A 17,192-nucleotide genomic window follows, 5' to 3' on the forward strand; every position below is an offset into this window, starting at 1 on the left:
GCGGCGGCGCCACTCTTTACACTGCAGAGATTGAGATGAACGGGGCCGGCTATGTCCAGATATCAGGCGTTTGAAACGCTGAGCAAGCACAAGGCGCAGCTGCACGACAGCATCCAGCTGGGCTCCGGCGTGGAGCTGGCCGCCTGGTCCAACTGCAACGACCGCATCACGCAGGAAAGCGCCGATCACCACACCCTGAGCCTGTACGTCGCCGACGGCTACGAATGTTATCAAAAGGTGCCGGGTGGCTGGAAAAACGGCGGCGGGCCGGATCGCTTCTGCATCATGCCACGGCAGTATGAATCCACCTGGGACGTGCGCAGCGATCTGTCGTTCGTGCATCTCTATTGCACCGACGCCCACCTGCGCCAACTGGCGGAGCAGACCTGGGATCGCAGCCCGGCGTCAATCAACGTCGAACAGCGCGCGTTTGCCGAAGATCCCCAGATTACGCTGCTGTACCGCCAATTTTTGCTCAACCGCGACTGGCGGGATCGCGCCAATCAGCTGGCGCTGAGCAGCGCCTCAACCCTATTGATGTCGCATATGATCCAGCGCTATACCCAGCTGCAGTGGGCCTTGCCAAAGGTGCGCGGCGGCCTGGCGCCGGCGGTGGCGAAAAGGGTGAAGGAGTATATCGACGGCCATCTGGGCCAGCCGTTGCTGCTGGCGGATCTGGCGGCGCAGGCCGGCTTGAGCGAGTTCCACTTTGCGCGGATGTTTAAGCACGATACCGGCCTGGCGCCACATCAGTTTGTGATGCGCGCCCGGCTGCGGCAGGCGGAAAAACTGCTGCGCCACAGCCAACTGCCGCTGACGCAGATTGCGCTGGACTGCGGCTTCAGCTCCGCCAGCCACTTCAGCAACCGCTTCAGAGCGGCCTACGGATTTGCTCCGCTGCGCATGCGGCAGGGGCGCGGAGAATAAGGAAAGCCAATGGAACAGCAGTTTGCAGGGTTAGGCGTGTTGTTTATCGCCGGGTTTGGGCCGGTGACCCAGAATACCGAGCACAGCAAGGCCTTTTATCTCGATACGCTGGGGTTGCCGCTGAAACCGATGCCGGGCAACCGGGACTATCTGCTGGCCGAGCCGGGCGAGTTGGATGGCGTGAAGCACTTCGCGCTGTGGCCGCTGGCGCAGGCGGCGCAATCTTGTTTCGGCAACGAGCAATGGCCGCAAACGCTGCCGGTGCCGCAGGCCTGGATCGAGTTCGACGTCGCCGATATGGCGCTGGCGGCTCAGGGGTTAATCGATCGCGGTTATCGCCTGCTGGTCGCCAACCGCGAAGAACCCTGGGGGCAGAGCGTAACGCGTTTAATGAGCCCGGAGGGATTGTTGGTCGGCGTTACCCATACCCCCTGGTTGCGTGCGTAAATACCCCGCAGGCCGTTTTTGCCTACGAAACGGCCTAATAATAAATGTTCATTAGCTTAAAACCCTGGGTAATATAACCTGTTAATCTTTCCGAGCTATTCTCCTCTTTAACTGAGTAATTCCTGTCATTACGTCAAAATCAACGTGGTTGCTCTATTATTTCCTGTCTATTTAGTGCTGTTTTTAAGAGGTTAATTCCCGCTATCAAGCAGCGGCAATAAATAGAGATTATTCTTATATTTGCATCAGGCATTGAAAACAACAATGACTCTCGTTTTCAACCATGAAAAGGAAAGCAACCATGAGAAAACTCAGGCGAGCGGGAATAGCGCTGGCGATATCCCTGGCATCTATCCTGATATTTCCTGCCGCAATGGCGGCGGAAAATAACCAGGCAACCAATAAGGCGGCGACCATGAAGGAAAATAGCGCGCAGTTTATTGCGGTAGGTAAAATCGTGCAGGTCACTTTTGGCGGTTTTGCATTCAAACTCGACTTTACCGACGACAAAACCATGACCTTTACCGGCATTGGCGAGGCCTCGCAGGGCGTGACGGACACCGTGCAGTATACCGCGGTAGAAATACGTCCTCAGCTGTACATGGTGTACTGGCATGAGCCTAAGTCGGGCGATAACGTCACCCACGTCGAGGATTACCAGCGCGGTGAGGTGTACACCAATATCGCCGGCAAGGACGGCAGCTTTACCCATCTGAAAGGGCAGTTGAAGATCGTTGGGCATTCAGGAAAATAAGGAGCAGTTATGAAAAAGGCATTTATCCCGTTACTTATCGCCGGCGGCCTGTTGGCCAGCTATCCCGCACTGGCGGTGGAAGGCGGCGCCGCGCAGAAACACGCGGTTAAAGGCTATCACCACGGCCAGCAGAAATTAAAAGTGGTGGAAGATTTGTACGCCGGTTTTTTTAATCGCCATGATATCGGCGTGGCGAAAAAGTTGATTGTGGAGAATTATAAACAACACAATCCTTTTGTTGGCGATGGCATCAAGCCCTTCCTCGATTTTTTCAGCCAAAATTTTAAAGATAACCCGCAGTACAGCGCCAAAATATACCGCAGTGCGGTGAGCGGCGATTTGGTCTACGTTCACGTGCTGTACAAAAATAACCCGCAGGATCGCGGCACCGCCAGCGTAGATATCTACCGGGTGAACGATCGGGGCCAAATTACCGAGCACTGGGACGTGAATCAGGAAGTGCCGGAAAAATCGGCGAATGACAATACCATGTTCTGATAATTGGCCGCTTTGGCGGCCTAATTATAAATAATTCGCTTTATTTAATTACTAAAATACACAAAGGGGCCGCCGTCGAGTAGGCTACGGCCCGCCTTAGGCAGTACTGGTACGGTTGATGGGCGTCATTGTCCCAGTACTGTCTATGGTAACCCCATTATTTCCTCTCCACCGCCGCCATTTGCCGCCGCAGCTGCAGGCAGTTAATCAGCACCAGCAGAGCCGTTACCGCGAATACCCAACGGAACCCCAGCAGAGCCGACACCCCGGAACCGATCAATGGGCCGACTACGTTGCCCAGGTACATAAACGACTGGTTATAACCGAAAATGCGACCGGTGACCTGATCGGAAGAGTACCTCAGCAGCAGCGCTTGCACCGCCGGCATCAGCGCGCCGTCGGCAAAGCCCAGCAGAAAACGCAGAATGCCCAACTGCAGCGGGGTCTCCACCCAGGCCATGATGGCGAACAGCAGGGTAGTCAGCATCAGCGCCGCAATCAGAATGCGCGCGGTGCCGATGCGATCGCCGAGCCGTCCGAGGCGCGGGGCGGAAATCAACGCCGCAACGCCGGGAACGGCGGCGATCATCCCGCTGATAAAGGCAATATTGCTGACATTGCCCGACAACTCTCGAATAAACAGCGTCAGGATCGGGCTGATGGAGGAGTTGGCCAGTTGGATCATCAGGGTGCAGAAGAACAGGGTAACGATTAGCGCCGGGTAAGGCAGCGATCGGAATACCGCTTTGCCGCTCAGCTGGTCGGCCTTTTTCACCTCGACGCGCCGCTCTTTAATCAGGAACAGCGTCACCAGGAAGCTGACGAACATCAACCCGGCGGTGACGAAAAACACCACCCGCAGGCCAAGGTGGTCGGCCATTAAGCCGCCCAGCAGCGGCCCGGCGATCACCCCGGTGATCTGGCCGGTGGACAGCATGCCCAACGCCCAGCCGCTCTTGTCGCGCGGCGCCTGGGTGGCGACCAGCGCCATGGCGTTGGGAATGTAGCCGGAGGTTAACCCCATCAGCGCCCGCAGCGCAAACAGCTGCCAGACGCTGGTCGCCAGGCCCTGCAGCGCGATCACCACCGCCATGCCCAGCGAAGCGCGCAGCAGCATCAGCTTGCGCCCCTTGCGGTCGGCCAGGCTGCCCCACAGCGGCGAAACCACCGCCGAAACCAAAAAGGTGCCGCTGAACACCAGCCCGGACCACAGGCTGAGCGACTGATGGCCGGTGACGCCAAGCTGCTCGACATACAGCGGCAGAAAAGGGAGGATTTGGCTCATCGCCAGCCCGGTGAAGAAACAACCGAGCCAGACCGAGATCAGATTGACTTTCCACGCTTCCATCAACTTGTCGTACCACTTTGAATTTTGGAGGGATTTATTGAGCAAAATAATAATAACACCGCTAATCAAGTGGTGCCGGGGAAATGCGTGAGTAAACGTATCGTACGGCGCCACAAAAATCAGCGCTCGCGCGCCGTATTAGGGAAAGTCAGGGTCAGGAATCCGCGTAGGGCGTTGATGTCATTGGTATACAGTGCCAGCGTTTCTTCTTCCGTTCGTCCCTGTATCAGCAGATCGCAATAGTAGGGATCAAGGCAGAAATCGAAACGCCACTCGGGTGCTGCGAGCACGTTCGCCTTGCCCGTTTCCAGCTCAACCGCCAGGCGGGTGCCAGGGTGAGCCGTGAGCGTTTCAGCCGCACGTTGTAGTACATCACCGTCGGCCAGGAGGGGGGCTATGCCATTGGCGATGCAGTTGCGAAGAAATGTCTCATTGAAGCTTTTTGCGATGATAACGCGAAAGCCATAGTCCCTCAGCGCCCAGACGGCGCTTTCGCGCGAGCTGCCGCAGCCGAAATTGGCGCCGGATAGCAGGATTTGCGCGCTCTGGTAGGCGGGATTGTTCAACACGAATGTCGGGTCGGGCGTGCGGGACGTCAAATTCCGGTATCGCCAAAAGGCGAATAACGATTCGCCGTAGCCCGCAACGGCGACGCGCGTGTTCTCGGAGGTTGGGATCAGCGCATCGGTGTCTATGTTGTCTCGCATCACCGCGCAGGCGATGGCCTGAAATCTATTCAATGCCTGTGGCATAAGCCGTTCCTTGTGGGTGGTGTCTCAGAGTTCACGAGGGTCCGTCAGGTAGCCGGTCACGGCGGAAGCTGCCACTGTGGCCGGGCTGGCGAGGTGAGTGCGGGTGCCAGACCCCTGGCGGTTCTCGAAGTTGCGGTTAGTGGAACTGATCACGCGTTTGCCTTGCCAGATTGGGCCTTCGCGCCCCGCGCAGTTTGAGCAACCCGATTTACGCCAGCTGAAACCTGCATCTTCAAATATCAAGTGTAAACCCTCAGCTTCTGCGGCGGCTCTGACGGCCATCGAGCCCGGCGTACACATCGCCTGAACGCCGGGGGCGATTTTTCTGCCTCGCAGTATCTCGGCTGCCGCGCGCAGGTCGCTTAAACGGGCGTTGGTACAGGAGCCGATGAATGCCGCATCGATGGGGATGGACTGCATCGCCGTACCGGGCTTCAGCGCCATGTATTCCAGTGCCCGTCTGGCCATCTGCGCCGCCACAGGATCGTCGCCGACGTCCGGCTCCGGCACCTTATCACACAGGCTAACCGCATGCATGGGGCTGGTTCCCCAGGTCACCTGGGGCGTTAGTGTATCGGCGTGAAATGTGATTTCCTTGTCGAAGCGCGCATCATCGTCGCTGTGCAGCCGGGGCCAATGCACGGCCGATGCTCGCAGCGCGTCGTCGTCGAGCCGGCTATGGGCCGCCAGGTAGTCATAGGTAGTGTTGTCAGGCGCGATGAGCGCATAGCGGGTGCCCATTTCGGCCGCCATGTTGCAGAGCGTCATTCGTCCCTCGATAGACAGCGCGTCAACGGCTTCGCCGAAGAACTCAATGGCATATCCGAGAGCCAGCCTGACGCCATATTTGGCCAACAGCCCCAGTGCAATATCTTTGCTGTAAACCCGTTCACCCAGCCTGCCATTGAGCGTGACGCGCAACGTTTTGGCTTTTTGCACGATCAGTGCGCCATAACGCAGCACGCTGGCGATTTCCCCCGAGCCGGCGGCAAACGCCAGAGCACCGAATGCGCCATTCGTGCAGGTGTGGCTATCGCCGCAAACCAGCGTCATGCCCGGCATGACAAACCCCTGTTCCGGCGCCGCAACGTGGACGATCCCATGGGCTAGACTGTTCGGGCTCGCGTAATCGAAACCGAAGGTTTGTGCGCCTGCCGCCAGAGATGCGATCATTTCGCTGCCGCCCTTTGAGGGCGAGTCGAACGGTCCGCGATCGGGAGCGGTGCTGATGGCATGATCCGCCACGGCGAAGACCTGAGACGGATGCAGAAGGGGGCGTTCGCCGCGTCGCATCATTTCTCGCAGTGCGTAGCCGCCGGTAATCTCGTGAAGCATCAGGCGATCGATAACCATTACGGCCCGATCTCCCGCCACGGAGGCAACCTGGTGGTCTTCCCAAAGCTTGGCGAAAAGCGTTTGGCCGCTCATAGTGCGAAGGCCTGTTCGCGAGCCCGTTCTGCGGGCAAGCCCACAGCAGAAGTCACCTCATCGAATGAAAGCAATTGCTGCTCCAACCCATCCAGTCGCCCGGACTCAGCCAGCGTCGTCAGCGCCTGCTGCATTGCACTGCCGGCAGCGCAGAGTGTCAGAATCGGGTAAGAAACGCGCGCCACCCCTAAACGTTCAAGTTCCTGCAGGCTGAGCAGCGGGCTTTTCCCACCGCGAGTCCCAACCATATTGATGCTGATAGGGGCCTGGACCTGCGCAACGGCGGCCGCAATCTCTTCCTGTGAGCGAATGGCTTCAATGAAAATGACAGTGGCGCCAGCCGCGGCATAGGCATTAGCGCGTGCAATGGTGGCAGACAAGCCTTCGGTTGCTATCGCATCGGTGCGCGCATTGATAACAAAGTCGGGATCGACGCGCGCTGCGGCGGCTGCGCGAATTTTCTGCACCATTTCCTCGACGGGGATCACCGACTTGCCGTCCATGTGCCCGCAACGCTTTGGAAACGATTGATCTTCAAGGTTAACGCCGGCCGCGCCGGCAAGCTCTAGCAAACGCACCGTATGGTAAGCGTTCAGGGCGTTGCCGAAACCGGTATCGCCGTCGGCCATCACCGGTATATCAACCGCCTGCGCTATTACCTGAACTGCATTGATCTGATCCCTCAGGGACAGAATGCCTATATCGGGTAACCCCAGGGTCGCCGCTGCGACGGCAAAGCCGCTGACTTGTAAAGCTTTGAATCCCGCACGCTCGGCCAGGCGGGCGCTGAACGCGTCGTATACGCCAGGCATAGGGAGGGCGCGACGCGCTTCAATAAGGGTTCTCAATTGCTGGGCTTTCGACATCTTAAAGACTCCTTTCATACGGAGATTTCTTAGGGCCGGGGTTGAAGGGAACAACGCGCCGGCACGTCGTTTGTTTTTGTTCAGCCATGTCTGATCATTTAACTATATTTACATAGCTATTTAAATATAGTTAAATGGGTAAAAAAAAGCCACCCACTTCATCAAAGAAAGAGGAAACACCGTGAATACTGCCCTGATCGCTCTCGACTACATTTTTGATATCGCACATCCCGACGGAAAAATTGCGCGCCCGGCGCAGCAGGTGGTGGAACGCAGCGTCATCGCGCAGGCCAATCGTGTATTGGCTCTGGCGCAGCGGAAAAACTGGTTGCGCATTTTGGTCAAGGTGGGTTTCGCCGCTGGCTATGTCGACCAGCCCAAACATTCGCGCATGTTTGGTCAGGCGCATAAATTCGGTGCCATTGCGTTGGGCCAGCCTGGCACGGCGTTTCATCCCGAGCTGGAGGTCGAATTGGGGGAGCTGGTGATCGTTAAGCCGCGCGTCAGCGCCTTTTACGGCACCAATCTGGACGCGGCACTGCGCGCCCGGCGCATCGAGCGGCTGATTATCTGCGGCGTCAGCACCACCTGGGCAGTGCAAAGTACGGCGCGCGACGCGCACGACCGCGATTACCAGGTGCTGTTGCTGGAAGAAGCCTGTGCCGCCGCTACGCCGGAAGAGCATCGGACATCAATCGAAACGCTCGCCCATATCACCGAGATTGTCACGCTGGAAGATCTGAGGGATCTTTGATGCCGCATCTGCCGCCAGAGTTAACATCGGAAATTAACCTGCGGTCGCTAAAGCGCGCGGCATGGACGCTGGCGCCTTTGCTGGCGTTGACATTGCTGACGGGGGACATCAACTGGCTGAAGGCTTCGGTTGTCACTATTTCGCTGTTTATCGTCTATGAAAGAGTGGGGCTGGCGCCGCTCGGCGTGGCATGTCATGCCCTGGTCTTGTTGCTGGCTTTTCTCGCGCTGCTGCTCGCCATGCGCCAGCCGGCCATTTTCGTGCTGGTCTGCACGCTGGCGGCGGCTGCGGCTGTGGGGGTATCGGCTTATGGCGGCAAGCTGAGATCGTTAGGCAACTTTACCTTCATTCCCGCGCTCTATCTGGCGTGTGAAACGGCGGAGGGCGTCGCCCCGGCACAGGTTGCCCAGCGCGTCTTGCCGCTGTTGCCCTATCTGGCGGCCGCTGTACTGCCGGTGTTGACTATCTCACTGGTGGAACATGTGCTGGCCGGCCGCCGTTGGCACCACGTGTTTAAGCTGCACCGCAACGGCGATCTCGGCGCGCGGGTGGCCTGCGGCGAAGCCCTGTTCGCCGTGGGCCTGGCCGTCGCGCTGGCGGCGGCGATCGTCGAATGGGGCCAGCTGGGCTATGGGCAATGGGTGATCTGGTCGGCCGTCAGCGTAGTGACCGGCGACACGACGACGGCGCGCAAAAAGCTGTATCAGCGCGGGGCGGGCGCCATGGTTGGCGTGCCTGTCGGCGTGTCTCTGGGCTATATCATGCCGCACAGCGTGCTGATGTATGAATTTTTAACCGTAGCCGCCATGCTCACGCTGGTGTCTTTTTCACATTATGCGTTGGGTTTTGGCGCCCGCTGCGCCTGTATCGCCAGTGCGTTGATGGTTATTGGCCAGACGCCGGAGATAGCTGCGGAACGGGCGCTCAATGTGTTGCTGGGCGGCGGTATCGGCCTGCTGTTCGTTTTTCTGCTGCATTTTGCCGTTGCCGCCAAGGGCGGAGTGCCCAAATAGCGAAGGGGACTTCCGTTGGCGTAATTTAGGTTGACCGCGCTTTCCCGTGATGTGAAAGTGCTGATAAATATATAGCTATTTATTGATACCTATGAAAAAAGATCCTGCTGAAGAAATAACGCTGCTGCGCACGCAGTTGATGTCTCTGGTGCGCCGTATGCGCCGTGAATCGCGCAGCGACGAAAAATCCTGGGCGCAACTGCTGCTGCTCGGCGCCATCGATCGCCACGGCGGCGAGGCGACGCCTTCGCTGCTGGCGGAATCAGAACGTATGCGTTCCTCCAATCTGGCCGCTGCACTGCGCGATCTGGAAGCCGATGGCCTGCTGATGCGCACGCCGGACGCCGAAGACCGGCGCAGGGTGCGGGTCAAATTGACGCCCGCCGGGCTGGGTCTGCTGCATGAAAGCCGCGCCCGGCGTGAAGCCTGGCTCTGCGATGCCATGGCGTCTTGCCTCAGCGGCGAAGAGCAGGCGCTTTTGATTGCGGCGGGCCATTTGATGGCGCGCATCGCCAATGCGCCGCCGCAGGATTAAGGTAACGCCATAGACCGGATCTCGCTGGCGTGCAGACTTTTGCATCGCTTCGCTAGCGCCGTCATAAAATTGAAAATCTGTGGTTTATCGCGGTGCATCTCAGGATGCGCCGCACAAATGTTGTGCAATAGTTATCAACTGATGACTATGCTGTAACCGCAGGTTCTGCCGTACCTGCGCCGCCGTACGCCGCCGCGCGTGAATTATCTCTCCAAAGTCCGCAATTGGCACAGGCCATGCATTGTCATCATCCGTTCCTGTTACCTGAGTAACAGAGGGCGCTTTGGTGACAACTCAACAACAGCGGGCGAACCATGGCAGACCATCCTGATGTGATAGCACAGATAGAAGCGTCATTCGCGGTACAGACCCCGACCGGCAAACGCATTGCCGGTTACCTGCTGGCCAACCTGGCGCAGGTGCCGTTTGAAACCGCCGACAGCATCGCGCGCAGCGCCGCCACCAGCGGCATTTCTGTCGGCCGCTATCTGCGCAGCCTGGGCTATCAAAACCTCGAGCATCTGAAGCGCACGCTGCGTGAACAGGGCGCGGCGCTGTACCAACCCTGGGGCGTGACCGACCGGCTGGGCGCCTATCGCCGGCGGCGCGAACAGCCGCAGCCGCAGAAGCTGCGCCAGGCGTTGACGCTGGAGCTGGAGGCTATCGAGCACGTCTATCAGCTGGCCGGCGGCGAGGCCTTCGCACAGGTCAGCCGCCAGCTGGCGCAGGCGGAGGCGGTGTTTGTGGTCGGCATTCAGTCGACGCGCGGCATCGCCAACGCGTTCTACAGCCACCTGGAATACCTGCGCCCGCGGGTGTACTACGCCGACGGCCAGTCCGGCACCTACGTGGAGTCGCTCAACTCCGAATTTAGCGCCCCCTATGTGGTGCTGACCGACACCCGCGCCTATTCGACCATCGCCCAAAAATATTGCCAGGCGGCCTGCGCGCGCGGGCTGCGGCTGGCGCTGATCACCGATATTTACTGCCCCTGGGCGCGGGATTATCCGCTGGATCTGCTGCAGGTGAAAACCGACACCGGCCAGTTTTGGGATTCGCTGGCGCCGCTCAGCTGCCTGTTCAACCTGTTGCTGTCTTCGGTGCTGGAACAGGGCGGCGCGGCGGTGGAGCAGCGGCTGGCCAACAACCGCATCTTGCAGAAAGAGCTGGGGCAATTTGAATCTTAACCGCCATGGGATAACGCAATGAGTGACAACATTACGCTGACGGATCTGGCCGAACGGTTTCCCGGCCTGAGCATCGATTTGAAGTACGCCACCGCCGATAACCTGACCGGCCGGCCTATCTACCGCGAGAGCCGCTGTCTGCTGCATCCCGATGCGGCGCAGGGGCTGGCCCGCTGCCTGCGGGCGGCGCAGCTGGCCGGCCTGGCGTTGAAGGTGTTCGACGCTTACCGGCCGCAGCAGGCGCAGGCGCTGCTGTGGCTGGCCTGCCCGGATCCGCAGTACGTCACCAGCACCCAAACCGGCTCGCACCATAGCCGTGGGGTCGCGATCGACGTCACCCTGCTGGATGCCGCAGGCGCGGCGCTGGATATGGGCACCGGCTTTGACGAGATGAGCGAGGGCTCTCACCCGTTTTACCCCGATTTCCCTCCGGAGGTGCAGCGCAATCGGCTTTTGCTGAATGCGGTGATGGCCGCCGGTGGATTCCGCGGCATCGCCAGCGAATGGTGGCACTTCGAGCTGCCCAACGCCGGTGATTACCCGCTGCTGGCCGATCGTTTCGGCTGTTTTCCCCACGACTAAAACAACAGGCATTTCACACATCAGGAGCTTGGTTATGAATCAGATCAAATATGCCGCCCTGGCGGCGGCCGTGACGTTGGGCATGGCGGCGATGGGCCCGGCGCAGGCGGCGGTGCCGAAAGACATGCTGGTGATCGGCAAGGCGGCCGATCCGCAGACGCTGGATCCGGCGGTCACCATCGACAACAACGACTGGACGGTGACCTATCCGGCCTATCAGCGGTTGGTGCAGTACAAAACCGAGGGCGGCAAAGGGTCCACTCAGGTGGAAGGGCAACTGGCGGAGAGCTGGAGCGCCTCGGAAGACCAGCGGGTATGGACCTTCAAGCTCAAACCGGGCAACAGGTTCGACGACGGCGGTGAGGTCAACGCCGCTGCGGTGAAATGGTCTTTTGAACGGCTGATGAAGATCGGCCAGGGGCCGTCCGAGGCGTTCCCTAAAGACCTGCAGATTGAGGCGGTGGATCCGCTGACGGTGAAGTTCACGCTGAAAACGCCGTTCGCGCCGTTCCTTTACACCCTGGCCAACGACGGCGCCGGCATCGTCAACCCGGCGATCGCCAAAGCCAATCCGGCCGATGAGGGCAAAGCCTGGCTGGCTAACCATACCGCCGGCTCCGGCCCTTACAAGCTGGACCGCTGGCAGAAGGGGCAGCAGCTGGTGCTGGTGCCGAATCCGCACTACGGCGGCGACAAACCGGCGTTCAAACGGGTCACGGTAAAAATCATCGGCGAAAGCGCCACCCGCCGCCTGCAGTTGACGCGCGGCGATCTGGACATTGCCGAATCGCTGCCCATCGACCAGCTAACGGCGCTCAAGAGCGAAAACAAGGTGGCGGTCAACGAGTTTCCTTCGCTGCGCGTGACCTACCTGTATCTCAACAACGGCAAGGCGCCGCTGAATCAGGCCGATCTGCGCCGCGCCATTTCCTACGGGGTGGATTACCAGGGCATGGTGAAGGGCATTCTCGGCGGCAACGGCAAGCAGATGCGCGGCCCGATCCCGGAAGGCCTGTGGGGCTTCGATCCCAACGCCAAACAATACGCGCTGGATCTGGACAAAGCCAAGGCCGAGCTGGCGCAGGTTAAAGACAAACCGGCGTCGCTGAGCTTCCTGTATTCGGTCAACGATCCCAACTGGGAAGCGATAGCCCTCTCGGTGCAAGCCAGCCTGGCGACGGTGGGCATTAACGTCAAGCTGGAGAAGCTGGCCAACGCCACCATGCGCGATCGCATCGGCCAGGGCAATTACGACATCGCCATCGGCAACTGGAGCCCGGACTTCGCCGACCCCTATATGTTCATGAACTATTGGTTCGAGTCCGACAAGCAAGGGCTGCCGGGCAACCGCGCTTTCTACAGCGATCCGCAGGTGGACGCGTTGCTGAAAAAGGCGGTGTCGGTTGCCGATCAGCAGGCGCGCACCGCCGATTACCAGGCGGCGCAGAAAATCGTTATCGATCAGGCGGCCTACGTCTATCTGTTCCAAAAAAACTATCAGGTGGCGATGAACAAGGACGTGAAGGGCTTTGTATATAACCCGATGCTGGAACAGGTGTTCAACGTTGGGCAGATGAGCAAGTAGCTTGCTTTCGGGCGGCCGATTGGCCGCCCATGCGCCAGGGGAGTCAGTTATGAATGTTTGGAGCCTTATCCGCCAGCGCTGCTGGGGATTGGTGCTGGTGATGTTCGGGGTCTGCGTGATTACCTTCATCATCTCGCACCTGATCCCCGGCGATCCGGCGCGGCTGCTGGCGGGCGACCGCGCCAGCGAAGAGATAGTCCAGCATATCCGTCAACAGTTGGGGCTGGACCAACCGCTGTACGTGCAGTTCGGCCGTTATTTGCTGGATATGCTGCATGGCGATCTGGGCACGTCAATCCGCACCGGCCGGCCCGTGTTGGACGATCTGCGGGCGTTTTTTCCGGCGACGCTGGAACTGGCGTTCTGCGCCTTGCTGCTGGCGATCGTCTTGGGCGTGCCGCTGGGGGTGCTGTCGGCGGTATACCGCAATAAATGGCCCGATCATCTGGTGCGTTTGATGTCGGTCACCGGCATCTCCACCCCGGCTTTCTGGCTGGGGCTCGGGGTGATCATCCTGTTCTACGGCAGGCTCGATCTGCTGCCCGGCGGCGGCCGGCTGGACGACTGGCTCGATCCGCCCGCCCATATCACCGGATTTTACCTGCTGGATTCGCTGCTGACCGGCAACGCCGACGCGTTTTGGAACAGCCTGCGGCATGTGATCCTGCCGGCGTTCACGTTGGCCTTCGTGCATCTGGGCGTAGTGGCGCGGCAGATTCGCTCGGCGATGCTGGAACAGCTCGGGGAAGACTATATCCGCACCGCACGAGCCAACGGCCTGTCTTGCTGGCGGGTGATCCTCGGCCATGCGCTGCCGAATGCGCTGATCCCGTCGGTGACGGTGCTGGGGCTGGCGTTGGGCGATCTGCTGTACGGCGCGGTGCTGACCGAAACGGTATTCGCCTGGCCGGGCATGGGGGCATACGTGGTGGATTCGATCCAGGCGCTGGATTTCCCTGCGGTGATGGGCTTCGCGGTAGTGGTGTCTTTCGCCTACGTGGCGGTGAATTTGATTGTCGATCTGCTCTATCTGTGGATTGACCCAAGAATGGGGCGCGAGAGGTAATGGCCATGTCTCAAATCGAAAGGCCGCTGGCGGCGGCCGAAGCGCCGCGCTTTGTCGGGCTGCGGCGCGGCTGGTACCGGGTAAGCCGCAGCCCGCTGACGCTGTTGGGCGCGGCGATCATGATAGCGGTGCTGTTCCTGATGCTGTTTTCTCCGTGGCTGGCGCCGCATAACCCGGACGCCATCGATCTGACCGCGCGGTTGCTGCCGCCTTCCGCCGAACACTGGTTCGGCACCGACGAAGTGGGGCGCGATCTGTTTAGCCGGGTGCTGGTCGGCAGCCGCCAATCGGTGGCCGCCGGGCTGGCGGTGGTGGTGCTGGCGGGCGGCATAGGTTCGCTGCTCGGCTGTTTTTCCGGGGTGATGGGCGGCGCGGCGGATGCGTTTATCATGCGCTGCATGGACGTCATGCTGTCGGTGCCGTCGCTGGTGCTGACCATGGCGCTGGCGGCGGCGCTCGGGCCCAACCTGTTCAACGCCATGCTGGCAATCGCGGTGGTGCGCATTCCGTTTTACGTGCGCCTGGCGCGCGGGCAAACGCTGACGCTGCGCCATCAGGCCTATATGCAGGCGGCGCGCACCTTCGGCGCTTCGCGCTGGCATCTGATCGCCTGGCACGTGCTGCGCAACGTCATGCCGCCGCTGGTGGTGCAGGCCTCGTTGGATATCGGCACCGCGATCCTGATGGCGGCCACGCTGGGCTTTATCGGCCTGGGCGCCCAACAGCCGACCGCCGAATGGGGCGCCATGGTGGCCAACGGCCGCAATTACGTGCTGGATCAGTGGTGGTATTCGGCCTTTCCCGGTACGGCGATCCTGATCACCGCCACCGGTTTTAACCTGTTCGGCGACGGTCTGCGCGACCTGCTGGATCCTAAAACCCGGGGGCGTTGATGAGCGAAGCAAGGGTACTGTCGATTAACGAGCTGCAGCTGGAGTTTCCGGTCTACGGCGGCAGCGTCAGGGCGCTCAATCGCGTTTCGCTGCAGGTTAACGCCGGGGAGATCGTCGGCGTCGTGGGTGAATCCGGCTCCGGCAAATCGGTGACGGCGATGATGGCCATGCGCCTGCTGGCGGAGGACGGTTACCGGGTGACCGGCGGCGAGCTGGAAATGCTGGGCATCGACGTGCTCGCCGCCAGCGAACGCCAGATGCGCCAACTGCGCGGCGCACGCGTCTCGATGATTTTTCAGGAGCCGATGAGCGCGCTGAATCCGACGCGCAAAATCGGCCGCCAAATGTGCGAAGTGATCCGCCTGCATCAGCGGCTGTCGGCGCAGGCGGCGCGGGGCAAGGCGGTGCGGTTGCTGCAGGAGATGCAGATCGCCGACGCCGATCGGGTGATGGAACGCTACCCGTTCGAGCTTTCCGGCGGCATGCGCCAACGGGTGCTGATTGCCATGGCGTTTTCCTGCGAGCCGGAGCTGATCATCGCCGACGAACCGACCACCGCGCTGGACGTCACGGTACAGCGCCAGGTGCTGCGGCTGTTGCAGCAAAAGGCGCGCGCCAGCGGCACGGCGGTGCTGTTCATTACCCACGATATGGCGGTGGTGTCGCAATTGTGCGACCGGGTGTATGTGATGTACGCCGGGCACGTGATCGAGAGCGGCGCCACCGCGGCGGTGATCAACCGGCCGGCGCATCCTTATTCCATCGGTTTGCTGCAGGCGGCGGCGGAACGCGCCGCGCCGCGCGAGCCGTTGCAGGCCATTCCCGGCACGGTGCCCAACCTGAGCGCGCTGCCGCCGGGCTGCGCCTTCAGCAATCGCTGCCGCCACGCGGACGGCCAATGCCGGCAAACCCCGGCGCTGACGCCGCTGGCGGAGGACGCGCAGCGGCGGGCAGCCTGCTGGCACCCGCAACAGGTCAATCTGGAGGTGTGTGATGAACACTGAACCGCTGCTGGCGCTGCGCGACGTACGGCTGCGCTTTCCCGCCGGTTATAACTGGCGCGGCAAGCCGACCGAATACGTCCATGCGCTCAACGGGCTGGATCTGAACATCATGCGCGGCGAAACGCTGGGCATCGTCGGCGAATCCGGCTGCGGCAAGAGCACGCTGGCGCAGCTGTTGATGGGGTTGCTGAAGCCGAGCAGCGGCGAGCTGCTGCCCGCCGGCGCCTTTGGCAGAGGCATGCAGATGGTGTTCCAGGATCCGCAGTCCTCGCTCGATCCGCGCCTGCCGGTGTGGCGCATCATTACCGAGCCCGTCTACGTGCAGCAGCGCAGCGGCGTGGCGCAGCGCAAGGCGCTGGCGGCGGAGTTGGCGCTGCAGGTGGGCCTGCGGCCGGAAACGCTCGATCGGCTGCCGCACGAGTTTTCCGGCGGGCAACGGCAGCGCATCTCCATCGCCCGCACGCTGTCTTCGGCGCCGGACATTATTGTATTGGATGAGCCGACCTCGGCGCTGGATATCTCGGTGCAGGCGCAGATCCTCAACCTGCTGGTCGAATTGCAGCGGCGGCGCAACCTGACCTACGTTTTGATTTCCCACAACGTGGCGGTGGTGCAACACATGAGCGATCGGGTGGCGGTGATGTACCTGGGGCAGATTGTTGAGCTGGGGCCGAGCGAGCGGGTGCTGCGCCAACCGCAACATCCCTATACCCGCCTGCTGCTGGACTCGGTGCCGCGCGCCGGGCGGGCGTTGAGCGACAGCGCCATCGAAGATCGCAAGGGGGAATTGCCGGGCAATCGTCAACTGCCGACCGGCTGCTATTTCCGCGAACGCTGCCCCTATGCCGGTGAAGGGTGCGATCGGCCGCAGGCGCTGCGCGGCAATCCGGCGGGTGCGGCGGTGCGCTGCCATAAGGCGTGATGCGCCGTTTTCAGCGGATCACGCCGCGAGTCGATTGGGGAAAAAAGACGCCGGCCGCCGGTCTGGCTGTCACGGCATCGGCCAGTCGGTCGGGGTGTTGCTGACCACTTCTACGTACATGTCCCAGGCGTTGGACCAGAACTGGGTAAAGGCTTCCATGCTGAAGCTGATGCCCATCAACCCCATCACGAACCAGAAGGTAGTGAACAGCCCGAGGCTGCTGAACATAAACGCCATGCCGTTGCGGCTGGTTTTGCGGCAAACGACGTTTAACTGGCTGGCAATGAACATCATCAAGGCGCTCAGCAACTCCCAGCGCATCATGATAAAACCGGTGGCAATGGTACTCATCGAACTCGATCCTTTGTAACAAAAGCCGCATCCGGCAGGGCGCCGGCAGGTGAATGCGGAGCAATAAGTGGGTTTAGTGTGATCTGCGTCACATTGTAGCATCGGAATAAAGACCCGCTCAATGCCTGCGCAGGTTAAAAAGCGGCCGTTGGTAACATTCCAATATGCTGAAACATATATGCCATTTCATTAGCAACCTTTTAATGGGGAGGGCAAAACAATAACGCTATGCTTGCCGGCTTTTCACTTCCCTGATTTAGCAGGGAAAATGTGACGCAGA

At 60.5% G+C, this 17,192-nt stretch carries 19 protein-coding genes; 14 read left to right on the forward strand and 5 right to left on the reverse strand.

The genetic code is table 11. From position 1 onward, the window contains the following. Nucleotides 1–51: 51 nt before the first annotated feature. The 4 genes from KHA73_RS11880 to KHA73_RS11895 all read left to right on the forward strand — a co-directional run bounded on the left by KHA73_RS11880 (nt 52) and on the right by KHA73_RS11895 (nt 2,626). Nucleotides 52–927: a helix-turn-helix domain-containing protein gene (locus KHA73_RS11880; RefSeq protein WP_234591064.1), complete on the forward strand. Its 876-nt coding sequence runs from the start codon at nt 52–54 to the stop codon at nt 925–927. Nucleotides 928–936: 9 nt separating this feature from the next. Then, nucleotides 937–1,374 carry a VOC family protein gene (locus tag KHA73_RS11885; RefSeq protein WP_234591065.1) on the forward strand — a complete coding sequence of 146 codons (438 nt, stop codon included), beginning with the start codon at nt 937–939 and terminating at the stop codon, nt 1,372–1,374. A 301-nt stretch (nt 1,375–1,675) separates the two neighbouring features. Further along, on the forward strand, nt 1,676–2,128 hold the full coding sequence (locus tag KHA73_RS11890) for a MoaF-related domain-containing protein (RefSeq protein ID WP_234591067.1): 453 nt from the start codon (nt 1,676–1,678) through the stop codon (nt 2,126–2,128). A 9-nt stretch (nt 2,129–2,137) separates the two neighbouring features. Next, a complete protein-coding gene (locus KHA73_RS11895; RefSeq protein ID WP_234591068.1) occupies nt 2,138–2,626 on the forward strand; it encodes a nuclear transport factor 2 family protein in 489 nt (162 codons plus the stop codon). A gap of 157 nt (nt 2,627–2,783) precedes the next feature. On the opposite strand, the gene KHA73_RS11900 is transcribed toward KHA73_RS11895, so the two are convergent. The 4 genes from KHA73_RS11900 to KHA73_RS11915 form a co-directional block, all read right to left on the reverse strand. Continuing rightward, a complete protein-coding gene (locus tag KHA73_RS11900) occupies nt 2,784–3,974 on the reverse strand; it encodes a multidrug efflux MFS transporter (RefSeq protein WP_234591069.1) in 1,191 nt (396 codons plus the stop codon). Nucleotides 3,975–4,093: 119 nt separating this feature from the next. Next, entirely contained in the window at nt 4,094–4,726 is a 633-nt protein-coding gene (gene leuD, locus KHA73_RS11905) for a 3-isopropylmalate dehydratase small subunit (RefSeq protein ID WP_234591070.1), read from the reverse strand. A 24-nt stretch (nt 4,727–4,750) separates the two neighbouring features. Further along, nucleotides 4,751–6,154 carry a 3-isopropylmalate dehydratase large subunit gene (locus KHA73_RS11910; RefSeq protein ID WP_234591071.1) on the reverse strand — a complete coding sequence of 468 codons (1,404 nt, stop codon included), beginning with the start codon at nt 6,152–6,154 and terminating at the stop codon, nt 4,751–4,753. Then, nucleotides 6,151–7,020, reverse strand: a complete 870-nt coding sequence (locus tag KHA73_RS11915) for an isocitrate lyase/PEP mutase family protein (RefSeq protein ID WP_234591072.1) — start codon at nt 7,018–7,020, stop codon at nt 6,151–6,153. Before KHA73_RS11915 ends, KHA73_RS11910 begins: the two co-directional genes overlap by 4 nt. A gap of 181 nt (nt 7,021–7,201) precedes the next feature. On the opposite strand from KHA73_RS11915, the gene KHA73_RS11920 reads away from it, so the two are divergent. From KHA73_RS11920 to KHA73_RS11965, 10 genes are all read left to right on the forward strand, one after another. Next, nucleotides 7,202–7,774 carry an isochorismatase family cysteine hydrolase gene (locus tag KHA73_RS11920; protein WP_234591073.1) on the forward strand — a complete coding sequence of 191 codons (573 nt, stop codon included), beginning with the start codon at nt 7,202–7,204 and terminating at the stop codon, nt 7,772–7,774. Further along, nucleotides 7,774–8,787: an FUSC family protein gene (locus tag KHA73_RS11925; protein WP_234591074.1), complete on the forward strand. Its 1,014-nt coding sequence runs from the start codon at nt 7,774–7,776 to the stop codon at nt 8,785–8,787. Before KHA73_RS11920 ends, KHA73_RS11925 begins: the two co-directional genes overlap by 1 nt. 91 nt (nt 8,788–8,878) lie before the next feature. Further along, a complete protein-coding gene (locus tag KHA73_RS11930) occupies nt 8,879–9,322 on the forward strand; it encodes a MarR family winged helix-turn-helix transcriptional regulator (RefSeq protein ID WP_234591075.1) in 444 nt (147 codons plus the stop codon). A 314-nt stretch (nt 9,323–9,636) separates the two neighbouring features. After that, entirely contained in the window at nt 9,637–10,509 is an 873-nt protein-coding gene (locus KHA73_RS11935) for a MurR/RpiR family transcriptional regulator (protein WP_234591076.1), read from the forward strand. Nucleotides 10,510–10,527: 18 nt separating this feature from the next. Then, nucleotides 10,528–11,091: a D-alanyl-D-alanine dipeptidase gene (ddpX, locus tag KHA73_RS11940; RefSeq protein WP_234591077.1), complete on the forward strand. Its 564-nt coding sequence runs from the start codon at nt 10,528–10,530 to the stop codon at nt 11,089–11,091. A gap of 34 nt (nt 11,092–11,125) precedes the next feature. Further along, nucleotides 11,126–12,676: an ABC transporter substrate-binding protein gene (locus tag KHA73_RS11945; RefSeq protein ID WP_234591078.1), complete on the forward strand. Its 1,551-nt coding sequence runs from the start codon at nt 11,126–11,128 to the stop codon at nt 12,674–12,676. Between the two features lie 49 nt (nt 12,677–12,725). Beyond that, nucleotides 12,726–13,742: an ABC transporter permease gene (locus KHA73_RS11950; protein WP_234591079.1), complete on the forward strand. Its 1,017-nt coding sequence runs from the start codon at nt 12,726–12,728 to the stop codon at nt 13,740–13,742. A gap of 5 nt (nt 13,743–13,747) precedes the next feature. Beyond that, a complete protein-coding gene (gene ddpC / locus KHA73_RS11955; protein ID WP_380738969.1) occupies nt 13,748–14,635 on the forward strand; it encodes a D,D-dipeptide ABC transporter permease in 888 nt (295 codons plus the stop codon). After that, a complete protein-coding gene (locus KHA73_RS11960; protein ID WP_234591083.1) occupies nt 14,635–15,639 on the forward strand; it encodes an ABC transporter ATP-binding protein in 1,005 nt (334 codons plus the stop codon). Before ddpC ends, KHA73_RS11960 begins: the two co-directional genes overlap by 1 nt. Next, nucleotides 15,629–16,561, forward strand: a complete 933-nt coding sequence (locus KHA73_RS11965; protein WP_234591085.1) for an oligopeptide/dipeptide ABC transporter ATP-binding protein — start codon at nt 15,629–15,631, stop codon at nt 16,559–16,561. The genes KHA73_RS11960 and KHA73_RS11965 overlap by 11 nt, the downstream gene beginning before the upstream one ends. 69 nt (nt 16,562–16,630) lie before the next feature. Here the strand turns inward: KHA73_RS11965 and KHA73_RS11970 are convergent, their stop codons facing one another. Next, on the reverse strand, nt 16,631–16,912 hold the full coding sequence (locus tag KHA73_RS11970; protein ID WP_234591086.1) for a YjcB family protein: 282 nt from the start codon (nt 16,910–16,912) through the stop codon (nt 16,631–16,633). Nucleotides 16,913–17,192: the final 280 nt, after the last annotated feature.

Origin of the sequence: Serratia entomophila (genome assembly GCF_021462285.1) — a bacterium.
Classification (GTDB): Bacteria; Pseudomonadota; Gammaproteobacteria; order Enterobacterales; family Enterobacteriaceae; genus Serratia; species Serratia entomophila.